The organism is Shewanella atlantica, from assembly GCF_003966265.1.
Classification (GTDB): domain Bacteria; phylum Pseudomonadota; class Gammaproteobacteria; order Enterobacterales; family Shewanellaceae; genus Shewanella; species Shewanella atlantica.
This window is the reverse complement of record NZ_RXNV01000002.1, coordinates 321,927-336,166: the sequence shown is the minus strand read 5'-3', so window position 1 is coordinate 336,166 and position 14,240 is coordinate 321,927. Positions and strand designations below refer to the sequence as shown.

Annotated in this window: 10 protein-coding genes; 3 read left to right on the top strand and 7 right to left on the bottom strand. The window is 45.7% G+C overall.

All coding sequences use genetic code 11. The features are described 5' to 3' along the window. The first annotated feature begins 240 nt into the window (after nucleotides 1-240). Nucleotides 241-1,884, top strand: a complete 1,644-nt coding sequence (locus EKG39_RS06725; protein WP_126504980.1) for a methyl-accepting chemotaxis protein — start codon at nucleotides 241-243, stop codon at nucleotides 1,882-1,884. 112 nt (nucleotides 1,885-1,996) lie between these two features. Here the strand turns inward: EKG39_RS06725 and EKG39_RS06720 are convergent, their stop codons facing one another. Then, nucleotides 1,997-4,012, bottom strand: coding sequence for an oxidoreductase (locus EKG39_RS06720; RefSeq protein WP_126504979.1), 2,016 nt, complete (start codon nucleotides 4,010-4,012; stop codon nucleotides 1,997-1,999). Between the two features lie 254 nt (nucleotides 4,013-4,266). Between EKG39_RS06720 and sppA the strand changes: the two genes are divergently transcribed. Together sppA and ansA are read left to right on the top strand one after the other, a co-directional pair. Continuing rightward, nucleotides 4,267-6,105, top strand: coding sequence for a signal peptide peptidase SppA (gene sppA, locus EKG39_RS06715; protein WP_126504978.1), 1,839 nt, complete (start codon nucleotides 4,267-4,269; stop codon nucleotides 6,103-6,105). Between the two features lie 165 nt (nucleotides 6,106-6,270). Beyond that, nucleotides 6,271-7,284, top strand: a complete 1,014-nt coding sequence (gene ansA, locus EKG39_RS06710) for an asparaginase (RefSeq protein ID WP_126504977.1) — start codon at nucleotides 6,271-6,273, stop codon at nucleotides 7,282-7,284. 47 nt (nucleotides 7,285-7,331) lie between these two features. On the opposite strand, the gene EKG39_RS06705 is transcribed toward ansA, so the two are convergent. From EKG39_RS06705 to EKG39_RS06680, 6 genes are all read right to left on the bottom strand, one after another. Next, nucleotides 7,332-7,613, bottom strand: a complete 282-nt coding sequence (locus tag EKG39_RS06705) for a YeaC family protein (RefSeq protein WP_126504976.1) — start codon at nucleotides 7,611-7,613, stop codon at nucleotides 7,332-7,334. Further along, nucleotides 7,610-7,927, bottom strand: coding sequence for a zinc ribbon domain-containing protein (locus tag EKG39_RS06700; RefSeq protein WP_126504975.1), 318 nt, complete (start codon nucleotides 7,925-7,927; stop codon nucleotides 7,610-7,612). Before EKG39_RS06700 ends, EKG39_RS06705 begins: the two co-directional genes overlap by 4 nt. A gap of 70 nt (nucleotides 7,928-7,997) precedes the next feature. After that, on the bottom strand, nucleotides 7,998-9,125 hold the full coding sequence (locus tag EKG39_RS06695) for a M14 family metallopeptidase (protein WP_126504974.1): 1,128 nt from the start codon (nucleotides 9,123-9,125) through the stop codon (nucleotides 7,998-8,000). A 178-nt stretch (nucleotides 9,126-9,303) separates the two neighbouring features. Continuing rightward, nucleotides 9,304-9,984, bottom strand: a complete 681-nt coding sequence (locus EKG39_RS06690; RefSeq protein ID WP_126504973.1) for a response regulator transcription factor — start codon at nucleotides 9,982-9,984, stop codon at nucleotides 9,304-9,306. Nucleotides 9,985-10,237: 253 nt separating this feature from the next. After that, a complete protein-coding gene (locus EKG39_RS06685) occupies nucleotides 10,238-12,016 on the bottom strand; it encodes a DUF885 domain-containing protein (RefSeq protein ID WP_126504972.1) in 1,779 nt (592 codons plus the stop codon). A 208-nt stretch (nucleotides 12,017-12,224) separates the two neighbouring features. Then, nucleotides 12,225-14,171, bottom strand: a complete 1,947-nt coding sequence (locus tag EKG39_RS06680; protein WP_126504971.1) for a RecQ family ATP-dependent DNA helicase — start codon at nucleotides 14,169-14,171, stop codon at nucleotides 12,225-12,227. Nucleotides 14,172-14,240 lie beyond the last annotated feature (69 nt).

Sequence of the window (14,240 nt, the reverse complement as noted above, 5' to 3'; positions counted from 1 at the left end):
TCGAAATATCGTGTCATTGACGGCATTTAACGAAATAAAACAACGATATATCACAATTTATTGATCTTGCTCCCGCCCGCGTACCATGCCGCACTTTAATCCATGCTTGGCATATTTTTTGAAGTATCAGATCATCCAAAACTAGGGTGGTAAGGTCAGCATTCAACATAGTTAGCCTTACCGCCGTGATCTCGTACTGATACCGATTGGTATTACGCACTAAATAAGGGCTGAAACATCTTGAATACTGACAAGAAAAAATACGGTTCCATTAAACATCTCCTGATAGCGACATTCTCTACTCTGGCCTTCATATTCTGTATCGGACTGGTACTGATAGGTTACAACATAGAAAATGTTCGCTCTCAGATAGACTCGTTGGAACGTGAGTATGTTTCCAGCAATCTTGCAGCTGAACTGCTTCAATCGAGTTCAGGGCTTCGAAGGGAGCAGATCGGTTACAGCTTAAGACGCGTATTGGGCACTCAGATGAGTTCGGATTCGGTTAAATATATCGAGCGTGAAGCCATCACACTCAATCAAACCTTCACTGAGTTAAAGAAAATAGCAAATATCCGAACACAGCAACAGCTGACACAATTAGAACAACCCATTGCAGAATTTAAGTTACTTCACGACCAATTTTTAGCCATGGATAGCAAGGCTGAGCCAAAAGATACGGCTAAGATGCTAACCTCAACAGCCTCCTGGAAAATCTATGACAGAATTGAAACCGGCATACGGGCACTTACTGAGCAACAAGCCGAAACAGTCAATTACGCCAAGCAGTCCAGTGCTAAAGCCATCGATAGTTTAAAGATCTGCCTCATTATCATTGCTGCAATTTTCATCATGGTTATCATCTTTGCTGGCATTATCCTTATAAGCCGCATCCTTTCACCATTGCAAGCAACCACAGAAGTGCTAACAGAGATTTCGGCTGGAAACTTAGCGGTTGATATTGAACGAGCAAGGTTTAACAGCAGTGAGTACAGTGCGTTAGCCGATGTTCTTACCTCGACCCGAATGAAGCTTCAACAGATGATAACCCAAATCGGCACCTCTTCTGTGCAGTTGGGAAGCGCCGTTGAAGATTTGGGCAGCGTCGCAAACGATTCGGCCACCGGCATGGAGGAGCAACGTAATGAAGTCACTCAAGTTGCCACAGCGATGAACGAGTTACAGTCATCGATCGTCGAGATCTCACGTAACACCAGCCAAACGGCTGAATTCGCCAATAATGCAGTTGAAGCTACCGCACAAGGACAGAGCGTGGTCTCCTCAACGCTTGCGGCCATCGATGAGTCTGCCACAGAAATAGCCCGAGTTAACACCGTCATCGAGCAGTTACAAAAGGACACCGATGCAATTGCGGTTATTTTGGATGTGATAGCCAATATTACCGAGCAGACAAACCTGCTTGCCCTCAATGCAGCTATTGAAGCTGCACGAGCGGGAGAACAAGGGCGCGGTTTTGCCGTGGTGGCCGACGAGGTCCGGGTACTGGCACAGCGTACACAAACATCGGCGCGAGAGATTAAGGACACCATTGAAGTATTACAGGGCCGCGCAAAACTAGCCGTACAATCGATGCAATCGAGTCAGTGCAAGATGCAAACCAGTGTGGTAGCAGCAGACCAGGCTCACCTCGCGATGGAAGAGATCAGCAATGCGATCGGTAGTATCAATGATATTGCCATACAGGTTGCCAGTGCCACCGAACAGCAAACCGCCGTTACCGAAGAGTTAAATTGCAATATCACCAATATCAGTGATGCAAGTAAGCGGGTATCTGACGGATCGCACCTCGTATCCCAGTCCAGTCGCGAGCTGAGACAGCTTTCTGTCAATCTCGACGGCATGATCCAGCAGTTCAGAGTCTAGTAGTTATTCAAAGTTCGCTTTAAAATAAAAAAGCCTGAATGTCTCCCGGAAAGTATCGAGAGATATTCAGGCTTTTAGCGCCCTTGTTCAAAGTAGAAGTGTGACTAGTTCACTAGAGTCTTATGGCCAGCTCGGCCCCTTGTCTGATGGCCCGCTTGGCATCCAGTTCAGCAGCAACATCCACGCCACCTATCAGGTGCACAGGTAACCCGGTTGCCTTCATCTCATCGAGCAGTGTTCTGTTTGACTCCTGACCCGCACAGAGTACGACATTATCGACGGCAAGTATCTCATCCTGCCCATCGACTGAGATATGTAACCCCTGGTCATCAAACTTTTGGTAAGTCACGCCGGTTTTCATATGAACATGATGCTTTTTCAATACCAGACGATGGATCCATCCGGTGGTTTTACCCAAACCTTTACCCATCTTGGTACTTTTACGTTGTAGCAGATAGATCTGGCGAGGAACCTCGGCCGATTCCGGTTCAATCAAGCCACCTCTTTGGCTGTATTCTTTATCTATGCCCCACTGCTTCAACCATTTATCCGGTTGGAGTGTCGTAGATTCCGGCTCACACAGATAATGTGCCATATCGAAACCTATGCCACCGGCACCAATAAGGGCAACGCTTTCACCTAAGGTCACTTCACCATTCAGCACTTGTTGATAATCAACGACTCTTGGGTCTTCAAAGCCCGGCAGATCGATTTTACGCGGAACAACACCGGATGACATGACCACTTCATCGAAATGCTCATCTCTGACGACAGAGGCATCCAGCCGTGTATTTAGACGCAACTCGACGTTATTGAGTTTCATCTGTTCGTTGAAATAACGTATGGTCTCGTTGAACTCCTCTTTACCGGGGATCTTCCGGGCGAGGTTAAATTGGCCTCCGACTTCAGATTTTGCCTCAAATAAGACGACCTCATGGCCACGGGACGCGGCGTAAATAGAGAAGGCCATCCCAGCTGGTCCTGCGCCCATCACAGCGATGCGCTTCTTATTTGTGGTCGGTGTAAAGTTGAGCTCGGTTTCATAACAAGCTCTTGGATTAACCAAACAGGTTGCACGCTTCAGGGCAAAAGTATGATCCAAACAAGCCTGATTACAGCCAATACAGGTATTAATCAGCTCGGGAGTATCCGCTGCCGCTTTATTCACGAAGTCAGCATCGGCAAGGAAAGGTCTGGCCATAGACACCATATCGGCCTGACCAGAAGAGAGAATGTGCTCGGCTATCTCAGGTGTGTTTATGCGGTTCGTCGCAACCAAGGGTACCGACACCTCTTTCTGAAGTCGCTCCGTTACCCAGGCAAAACCACCTCGTGGAACGCTGGTCGCAATGGTCGGTACTCTGGCCTCATGCCAGCCGATACCCGTATTGATAATGGTGACACCGGCTTTTTCTAACCACTTGGCCAGCTCAACCACTTCCTCCCAGCTTGAGCCATTATCGACTAAATCAAGCATTGAGAGTCTGAAGATGATGATGAAATCGTCGCCGACTTTTTCACGAATCGTACGTACAATTTCCAGTGGAAAACGAACCCGGTTATCGAAGGTCCCGCCCCACTCATCGTCTCTGACGTTAGTGCGACTGCTGATAAATTGATTGATGAGGTAGCCTTCACTGCCCATAACTTCGATACCGTCATAGCCCGCTTTCTTAGCGAGAGCGGCACTGGTCGCATAATCTTTGATTGTGCACTTTACTTGTCGCGACGACATGGATGAGGGTGTAAATGGGGTGATGGGTGACTTAATCTTACTGGGCGCTTGTGAAAAAGGATGATAACCATAGCGACCGGCATGCAATATCTGCATACAAATTTTACCGCCGGCGTCGTGGACCGCATTGGTCACCACCTTATGCTTGCCCACTTGCCAGGGAAAACTGAGCTGGCAGGCGTTAGGGGCTAAACGTCCACGAAGATTAGGGGAAATGCCGCCGGTAACGATTAAGCCAACGCCACCAAGTGCACGCTCCTTATAAAAAGCCGCCAGTTTCTCAAAACCGCCCTTTTCCTCTTCCAGACCGGTATGCATTGAGCCCATAAGCACACGGTTTTTTAACTGAGTAAAGCCCAGATCTAAGGGTTCTAATAAATGAGGAAACGACATTCAAACATCCTTTTTAAACAAGTGATTTAAACCAGCATACCCTTTGTATTATCTCAGCTCAACTATATCTTATGAAGTGGCATAGGTTAAAATTAGGTATATATAAGCAGCACAAAAGATTCAAGGTACATTTCATTGGCGCTAAATGGGTTTCACCCCAAAATACCCACTTACAGATTCCTTTACAATTCAGTTTTCCCTCTCAAGCTTTTTTCAGTTAGCATATATAGATTGGAGTAATATAGGAGTGGATAATGTCCGCTAAACCCTCATTTATAAAAAGAATATCCCTACTGATTTGGAATACCTTAAATGGGATCCGTAAGCTGATCCTTAATCTTTTCTTCTTTGGTATTCTTGCGGCAATCATAGTCGCGATGACAGTCGAAGATGATGTCAAACTTGAATCTGGCTCGGCGTTAGTGCTTAACCTTTCCGGCTCTGTTGTTGAACAGAAAAGGCAGGTCGACCCGATCGAAGCTGCCATGAAAAACAGCAAGAGCCACGACGCCAGTGGTGAGCTGCTACTTGCCGATGTCCTCAATGTTATCGATAACGCGGCCCTGGACACACGGATTTCATCGATAGTACTGGATATTGGTCATCTAAAATGGACCGGGATCAGTAAACTCCAATCGATTGGCGACGCATTAACCCGTTTCAAAGAATCAGGAAAACCTATCGTAGCCAAAGCAAACTGGTATGGCCAAAACCAATACTTTCTTGCCAGCTTTGCCGATACTATCTACCTAAACCCTCAAGGTAGTGTCGAACTGGAAGGATTGAGTCGCTATCGCCAATACTATAAGTCGGCGTTAGAAAAACTAAAGGTTAAGGCCCATATCTTCCGTGTCGGAACCTTCAAGTCAGCTGTGGAGCCCTATATTCGGGACGACATGTCACCCGCGGCTAAAGAGGCCAATACCGAACTCCTTAATGATATCTGGGCAAATTATGAAACTCAGGTCGCCGAGAATCGCAATATTTCAGCCGATAAACTCGTTCTCAGTGCCGAGCAATACCTTATCGAGTTAGATAAAGCCAACGGCAAGTCTGCCGAGATGGCGCTGAATATGAACTGGGTAGACGAGCTGGCATCGGCCGAATCATTCAGACTTGAAATGATCGACACCGTGGGTAAAGCCGCCGAAGGTAACAGCTTCAAGCAGATCAACTTTTTCGATTATCAGTCTTTGATTGCCACTCACCCTTCTCTGATGATCGAGGATACGGTCGGTATTATTGTCGCCAAGGGGACCATACTGAATGGTAACCAGCCTGCCGGACAGATAGGTGGCGAAAGCACCTCAAAGCTGCTGCGTAAGGCGCGTTTCGATGATCAGGTTAAAGCCGTTGTATTAAGGGTCGATAGCCCTGGTGGTAGCGCATTTGCTTCTGAGCAGATAAGACAAGAGGTGTTGGCACTCAAATCCGCCGGTAAGCCGGTTGTTGTGAGTATGGGTAGCTATGCCGCCTCCGGAGGTTACTGGATTTCGGCCAGTGCAGATTATATCTATGCGACACCAACCACGCTGACCGGTTCTATCGGTATCTTCGGTATGGTGACAACATTTGAAGACTCGTTATCCAGCATAGGCATACACACAGACGGTGTCGCCACCTCTGATTGGGCTGGGATATCGGTTACAAAGGGCCTCACTCCTGAGATCAAATCAGTCATTCAACGTCATATAGAACGTGGCTATCATGATTTTATCTCGCTCGTTGCAACTGAGCGTGACATGAGTCTGGACGATGTCGACAATATCGCTCAGGGACGCGTCTGGTCCGGTAAGAAAGCCGTCGAATTAGGCTTAGTGGATGAACTGGGTGATCTAGACAGCGCTGTAGCCAAAGCTGCCAAGATGGCAAATCTTGATGGCTTCGATAGTGAGATCATAGAGCAGGAGCTGAGTCCACAAGAGATCTTCATCCAGGAGATGTTCGCTTCGGCTGCGGCCTACCTGCCACAATCGACAACCAGTACCGTATTGGAGCAGCTCCTATCCCAGTGGTCTGGTGTCATTGAAGAATTCAGTTCATTCGATGATCCTAACGGCATGTACCTCTACTGCGATACCTGTAACTTCTAGTCAGTATCCAGTTAACCAAAACCGGTATGGAGCTTCTCCTACCGGTTTTTTTATGCCTCAACTCTTCTTCAAATACAAAAATTTAGCGATATCTCAGATTTTTTATTGGGGTGAACAGTTCTAGCAAGTATACTTCTGCCAACTAGGGCTCATCTGAAGTAGAAAATGACCAAACGTTCCATATATGTAGCCTATACAGGCGGTACGATAGGTATGCAAAAAACGGCTCAAGGGTTTGCACCTGTCGCCGGATTTCTCACTAATTGTGTTAAGTCTATGCCTGAATTTTATCATGACGAAATGCCCGATTTTGTCATTCATGAATATAGCCCTCTCATAGATTCTTCAGATATGGCGCCTACGGATTGGCAGATGATCGCCAACGATATCAAGGCGAATTACGACGACTACGATGGGTTCGTTATCTTGCATGGTACTGATACCATGGCCTTTACTGCTTCTGCGCTTTCATTTATGTTGCAGGGTCTGTCTAAACCCGTGATCGTAACCGGGTCTCAGATCCCACTGGCTCAGCTACGCTCAGATGGTCAAACCAACCTGTTAAATTCCCTCTATATTGCAGCAAACTACCCTGTTGCAGAAGTCTGTTTGTTTTTCAACAACAAGCTTTTCAGGGGGAATCGCACGACCAAGGCACATGCCGACGGTTTCGGGGCCTTCGCTTCACCTAATTTCCCTCTGCTACTGGAGGCCGGGATAAAAATTCGCCTTAAGGCGGGGAAAGTTGGAGGAGATGAGAATAATCAACTTGAAGTTGCCACCATCAGCCCTCAACCAATCGGAGTTGTCACTCTTTACCCTGGGATCACCACGGAAATTATTGAAAATATCCTCCAGCAACCGGTAAAAGCCCTGATATTACTCACCTATGGTGTGGGGAATGCCCCTCAAAATCCGGCGTTATTGAAGGTGCTGTCAGAAGCACATAAGCGTGGGATCATACTGGTCAACCTGACACAATGTCTGCAGGGAAAGGTCAACATGTCAGGCTACGCGACGGGTAATGCATTAGAAGAGGCGGGAGTCATCAGCGGTTCAGATATGACCACAGAAGCTGCGTTGACAAAGCTTCATTACTTATTATCTAAGTCGATGTCGACGGAAGAGATCAGAGCTGCAATGCAGAAAAGCTTAGTCGGCGAGCTTAGCGAAGATTGATCTTAAGAAGATCCTAGGAGCGAGTGAAGAGCTCCTAGGATTTACCTTTATAGGTCTTCTTGCTTAAACTCGGCGATGGCCTCACCTTTAAACTGCTTCTTCAACTGAGCTTTTGTCAGCTCGTTCATTTTACCTTCACTACTGATGGTAAAGTGATCAGTCTGATCGAGTCTTCTGGCCTGATAAAGCATCACCAGCTGCATGGTCGAGTCACGTTGCTCTTGTGTCAGGACGGTACCGTCTTCCCACTTACCCAACTCGACACCACTTACGAGACGTTCATAAACCTCATGAGGCATCTCATCGATCATTTTATTAATATCGGTCATACTTTCTTCCGCTTATGCAAGACGATTCTTACTCTTGTAATTAAGTAGCCAACAAAGCCTAATACGAACAGACCACCAGCTATGTAGGATCTGATCCCTTCAGCCGGCTCTCCGCCCCAAAACCAGACCACAACACCGGCAATAAACAAAGACATGCATAACAGACTTTGATTCATCAACTGATTCGAACGTTTAATATTGCTTATCAGCGACAATGACTCAGTATTACCTGATAGGTTTGCACCGCATGAGCTACATTCCTTAGCTTTATTGGAGATCCGCTTCTTACAACTTGGGCATTCAATTAACGCCATCATTACCTCAAACGACAGATAAACTATTTATAATATGGGCTTCAGAGTACTTGCGCTGAAGCCCACTCGATCATCTCAGCTCATCGACAACGGCGAGCATAGCCGTTAGGGAAGCTTCGCCTAAATAGATCGAACGCTCTGGAGACCATCCCGCCATAGGATCGGGCATGTTGTCATTATCTTTAAATGGCATCTCAAGTGTATTAGAGAGGCAGTTAAAGGTTTCTGCAACCCAGTTAGAGGCAACCGTCAGATTAGCCTTACCCGGCTCATCCTTATCGTAACCAAACTCAGATTGGAAATCTGCACTGGTGAGAATTAATGCATCCACGAATTTTTTCTGAAGTGCTGCCATTTTTTCGTTGTATGAAGGTACACCTTCACAACCTGCCAGAAATACGAAAGGTAAGCCTTCGTCGCCATGAACATCATAAAATAGATCGACACCAGTCTCTTTCATCTTGTTGGTGACATGAAAAACTTCCGGGCTCTTTTCCAATGACGGGCTCTGCCATTCACGATTCAGGTTCACCCCGGCTGCATTAGTACGAAGGTGACCGCGTACGCCACCATCGGGATTCATGTTAGGGACAATATAAAAGTTCGCCTTATCAAGCAGCGCCTTGGCATTAGCGCAATCGCTATCGAGTAGGTTATTAATGAAACCTTCCACTAACCATTCGGCCATGGTCTCACCGGGATGCTGACGCGCCGTGATCCAAATGTTGGCTTTAGATTCGTCTCCGTCGCCGACCTTGACAAGGGATAGGTCGCGACCGTCCAGCGTAAGTCCTAAGTGTTCAAGACTAACCTGAGGGTGAACCTGAATCGCGGCAAGCAGATCTTGATGACGTTCATAACTGTATGGGGCAAAGTAAGCGATTTGAATCGAATCACAATCTAAATCAACTAAAATGGTAAGCTTGCCATCTTCATATTGCGTAGGCAGACGGAACCAGGTCTGTCTGTCATAGGTAGCAACGGCCTGGTAATTTTCCCATCCCTTCGTATAAGAGGCAGAACCGGCATTCATAATATTCAGGGTATACTGGTTACCGACTTCCCCCTCTAAACGAAAATTAAACCACTGATAAAACTCATTACCTACATCAGGACGAATAGCCAGTTGTACGTCATTAATATTGTCCTGATTAATGACTTCAATATTACCACCATCAAAATTGGCACTGATCCGCATAACGATTCCTTTGTTCATACTATGAAGACAAGTTATAGGGTACTTGTCAGATTGGGGATAGGATAAACGAAAAAATCATTTAGAGCAGCCTGAAAAGCAAAAAAGCCACACTTATGGCGGCTTTATTAGGTATTAACTTTGTCCCGTTCTGAGATAAGTTGACGCATTGTTGGCACATCTATGAGGCAAAACTATAACCTTGTCCTCTGACTGTATTGATCAAAGTTTTGGGTAGCTGAGTATCTGCTAGTTTTCTGCGGGTATTACTGATGTGCATGTCGAGATTTCGATCGAAACGTCCAAGATCTTTTTGCAATACACTACGTTGTAACTCCTGCTTGGTGATCACCTCACCTTTTCTTTCGAACAGGTACTTAAACAACTTAAATTCGGTTTGAGTTAACACCACCTCCCGCGAGGCAATCGATACACAATACTGCATATCATCAAATAGTATTTCACTGTCTTGTGAAGTTGTTTGTGCAGGGTTCTCTGCACGGGTCAACTCTACTCGTCGTTGTAATGCTGTCATGCGAACTAAAAGCTCCTTTATGCTAAACGGCTTTGTTAAAAAGTCATCTGCCCCGAGCTCATAGCCTTTAATCCTTCCATCTTCATTGTCGATGGCAGAGATGACGATCACGGGGATCTGATCTTTTCTCGCAGCCAGTAATCCAAATCCATCTAATTTTGGCATCATGATATCTAGCAGGATAATGTCCGGGAGTTCACGCTCGAGAATAGACAGGGCTTCCATACCGTTTTCGGCGCTGATCACTTCATGGCCTTCGCACTCTAATGCTTCTTTGAGCAACTCTCTGAAAACCAAATCATCATCTACTACTAATACTTTTCTCATTTACCACTACTGCAAATACGAACTATTATCATTTACACTACTATATGCATTGATGGATTTCCAGTTGTTTTTTCAAATCTGTGATGTGAACAAGTTTAATATCGGGTTGATGTTGGACAGTTAGAGATAAGCTCAATAAGGCATTAAGACGAGTTATGAGCAGATAAAGCAAAGGCCAGAATACTCTGGCCTTTTATTGGTTCAAGTAGTAGTGCTCTATCTGGCAATACTCTTGCTTTTAATGCTGTGACAGTTACTGATTAAGCATTAGCTGACGAACATATTTTACCGGGGCACTGCCATAACTTAAAAACTTTTCATGGAATGATTTAAGGTCAAACTGCTCACCCTGTTTCTCTTTTAACTCTTCACGGAAATCATAAATTTCACGGTAGCCTGAGTAATAGCTGGTTAACTGTACCTGACTTAACGTTGCCCTACGCCACTTGCCTTCGGCTTCGGCAGTTTGTTGAAAGGCTTCTTCTGTCATTAAGCTTATGGCTTCATCCTCTGTCATCCCTTTCACCTGAATGCTGTAATCCAGCAGTGTGTTGGCTATGACACGCAGGTTCCATTTGTAGTACATCAGCCACATCTCGGGCTCAAAATCACCATAACCCTCTTCGAGCATCATACGTTCAGTGTAAACCGCCCAGCCCTCTACCATAGCGCCATTACCAAACAGGCTCTTCACCATGCTCGGAGACTCATTTGAGTAAACAAGTTGAGTGTAGTGGCCTGGTATTGCCTCATGAATATTGAGTACCTGCAGTATCCAGTGGTTATATTCACGTAGATAACTTTCAGCTGACTCATCATCCATGGCATCGAGAGGCGTCACGTTGTAATAGGTATTACTGGATTTTTCATAAGGACCGGGAGCACTGATAGAGGCGCCGGCAAAACCTCGCATATATTCTGGTGTTTCACGTACGACTAACGGTTTTTTAGGATCTAAGGTAACAAGCTGTTTCTCATTGACAAATTTTATCAACGCCGGGATCTGCGCTCGTACTTCATCGACAAAATCTTCACGTTTCACATGCTTAGAGGAGAGTTTATCAATCAACTGACGTGTGGCTTTATTATCATCTAAAGGTCTAGGCGTGTCGAAATATCTGTCCCAAAGGTTCACGGTTATCTTTGCCATCTCCCCCTGAACTCGGTTTTTATCTGCCAGGGCTTTTTCATACAGGCCTTTTGCACTCATGCCCGCCTGTATATCGAAGGAAAACTTCTCTTCATAAAGCGCTTCACCAATTCTAAAGCTACGTGCGCCCTCTTTTTCTAATTTAGTGACCAGTACCGAAAGCCAATCTATATGTTCATTGATTGACTGAGTCGCGGCATCGAAGCGGGATCTGAACAGTGCTTTCTCATCACTGGTTAATCCTGAGCCTTCAACTTGTGAAAGTAAGTCGTCAGAGAATACTGAAAATGCCCCTTTATTCTGCATCTGAGCCAGTTGAGTGTGCTCAAGAGTCGGATTAGTGATGTTCTCCCGAGCGGCACTGTAATAAGCGGGTACATTCTCCATACGGGCCAATACTGAGCGCAACCTATCATCGAGCGGAGCGAAATCTTCATTGATCAATTGAGCAAAACCACCGGCAACGTTATATGACGCAGGGTTCCACTGCCAGGATTTAAACTTAGTGATCTCCCAGATGTCGCGGTTAATCAGGTTTTCAATCAGACGATAATCGATAAGTTCATTAGCCGACAACGAATCGATATCGAAGGCCTGTAACATCGACAACTGTTGCTTGTTAAACTTCATTGCCTCATCACGACTAGCCGCGTTTGGCACTTTAAGCACACCGTCATATTTATGATAGCCACTATAGAGTGCCCATGTAGGTGCCTGCTTCCATAGCTCATCAATAAACTGTGTTGAAAATTGGGCAAAGCTTAACTGCTGGCTTGCAGCCATCGAGGCCGGTGACACCTGCTCAGCTACCTCTTGAGATTGACAACCAGCGAGTGCTGTTAATGACAATGCTACCGCTAATGACAGTGTTGCTTTTTTCATGTTTTTATCCCGGTTCAAAGTTTAATTTATTATTTTTTTCGGACTTAGTTAAACATGTATAAAAAAATATTTCAGCTTCGATGTTGAAGCTGAAATATTGTGTTACAACTCGGTCCCCCTCACAGGCATCATCCAGCTAAACGCGTCATGCGCATAAATAAAGTCTGTTTTTATCAGCGCCATGCCTTACATTGATGGGCAACAATCCCTAAACGTTCAGATACGATTCAACCCAACGTTTAACGTCACTGAACCGATACTTCTCTAAGGTGGCAAACCCTCTGCAGGTACGTAACTTTAATTTAGTGAAGATTGGCGTCGTCAGGCCACACAGAAAGCGCGACACCAAAACGGTACTGGTTGACTTGCCTAACTTAGACACAGCCTCGGCAGTGACTTGATTGAAATCCATCTCATTTAGGGGTTTGAGGTAAGGAGTTGGAGGTAACACCGCCTGTTCGCCCCGGCAAACCGAACAGGTACCACAATCTTGAGTCATCTGGTCATCGGCAAAGTAGTGAGCCAGTTGACGACTCAAACAGTGCTCCGATGTAAATAAGCCAATCAACTGGTTAATACGTTTAACTTCACTGGTCTCTTTATCATTGAAACGTTCGAACAGTGATGTTTGTAACTGTTCCCGGTCAAACCGGGTATCGAGAATTTGATAAACCTGAGTCATCTGCTTCGTTTGCAGTTCAATCATTCCCTTTTCGTCCAGGTAGTTGATTGCTTTCAATACCCGCTGCCGGTCACTGGCATAAGTCGTGTTAAGTTTCTCGAAATTCACACTGGACCATATCTTTGCCTTATCGGCACTGGTAAATATGGCCCGAATAAAGTCTCTCCGCTCCTCTTTAAAGAACTCGACGATCTCTGCCTCAGGTATTAAATACTTAAATTTATACTCGGCAAAATAACTGTATGTCGGCTTAATGATGTTCAGCAGCTCGAGGTAAACCAACAGAGTTTTTAAAGACAGAGGCCGAATATTAGATTGATTAGACAAGCTGTTAAGTACAACTTCCCACTGAGGCTGGCCAGAATTCAACTCTGCTGCTTTGAGGATCTCATCAAGAACTACACTAATGGCGCAGGGCTCAGGCGTGTCACCATAAACAAAGTTTTCCAGAGTACTCAGGTTATCGGCATTGGCGAGCACTAAGCAATCGGAGTTCAAACCATCCCGTCCTGCACGACCAATCTCCTGGGCATAGTTTTCGATGGATTTAGGCAGGTCATAATGCGCTACAAAACGGATATCGCTCTTATCGATCCCCATCCCAAAGGCAATGGTCGCGACGATAATCTCTTGCTTTCCGGACATAAAGTCATGCTGAATAGACTGCCTCACCTCAGACGCCATACCGGCATGATAAGCCTTAGCAGGAATGTTGCGCTGGTTAAGCATCTCGGCAACGAATTCAGCAGTATGTTGAAGCGTGACATAGATGATGCCGGATTGGTGAGCTCTGGAGCTAAGCCATAGCGTCAATTGGTCAATTTTATCCCGGCTCGCGACCCCTTTAACGTTTAAGTGAAGGTTGGGCCGATAAAACCCGGTCAAGGTTACGTTATCAGCGTCAATACCAAATTTACTGCCCATATCCTCTATCACCTTAGGGGTTGCGGTGGCAGTCAGCAGCAGAGTTTGAGGGATGCTCAACTCTTTACGGTACCTTGGCAACTTAAGGTAATCGGGTCGAAAATTGTGACCCCACTCGGAGATACAGTGCGCCTCATCGACCACTAGCATCGAAATAGACACTTCGCTGATAAACTGTCTGAAACGCTCGTTATTGAGTCTCTCAACAGAGATCATCAATATCTTTACTTCTCCCAGCCTCACCCCACGCATAACCTCCAGAGTTTGTTCCCGACTCTGACTGGAGTCGATACTGGCAGCATTAATTCCCTTAGACTGTAGGAATGACAGCTGGTCCTGAATCAAAGCTAACAGGGGGGAAACCACTAAGGTGAGATGGGGTAGCGCTATTGCCGGCAATTGATAACACAATGACTTACCAGAGCCTGTAGGAAAGATAGCCGCGGCGCTATGACCTTGCAGGACATGGTTGATCACATCATATTGACCATTCCTGAATTCAGAAAACCCAAAGTGAGTCTGTAATAATGCATGGGGAGATTGAGACATAAAAGTAACCTGCCGGAAATAGAGTTTTCTTATGCCTTTATGATAACACTCAAACTATTATTTATTCAG

Bases quoted from the DNA above. Each gene is read 5' to 3' on its own strand.
- EKG39_RS06720 (WP_126504979.1), bottom strand. From the start codon at position 4,012: ATGTCGTTTCCTCATTTATTAGAACCCTTAGATCTGGGCTTTACTCAG.
- sppA (WP_126504978.1), top strand. From the start codon at position 4,267: ATGTCCGCTAAACCCTCATTTATAAAAAGAATATCCCTACTGATTTGG.
- ansA (WP_126504977.1), top strand. From the start codon at position 6,271: ATGACCAAACGTTCCATATATGTAGCCTATACAGGCGGTACGATAGGT.
- EKG39_RS06705 (WP_126504976.1), bottom strand. From the start codon at position 7,613: ATGACCGATATTAATAAAATGATCGATGAGATGCCTCATGAGGTTTAT.
- EKG39_RS06700 (WP_126504975.1), bottom strand. From the start codon at position 7,927: ATGGCGTTAATTGAATGCCCAAGTTGTAAGAAGCGGATCTCCAATAAA.
- EKG39_RS06695 (WP_126504974.1), bottom strand. From the start codon at position 9,125: ATGCGGATCAGTGCCAATTTTGATGGTGGTAATATTGAAGTCATTAAT.
- EKG39_RS06690 (WP_126504973.1), bottom strand. From the start codon at position 9,984: ATGAGAAAAGTATTAGTAGTAGATGATGATTTGGTTTTCAGAGAGTTG.
- EKG39_RS06685 (WP_126504972.1), bottom strand. From the start codon at position 12,016: ATGAAAAAAGCAACACTGTCATTAGCGGTAGCATTGTCATTAACAGCA.
- EKG39_RS06680 (WP_126504971.1), bottom strand. From the start codon at position 14,171: ATGTCTCAATCTCCCCATGCATTATTACAGACTCACTTTGGGTTTTCT.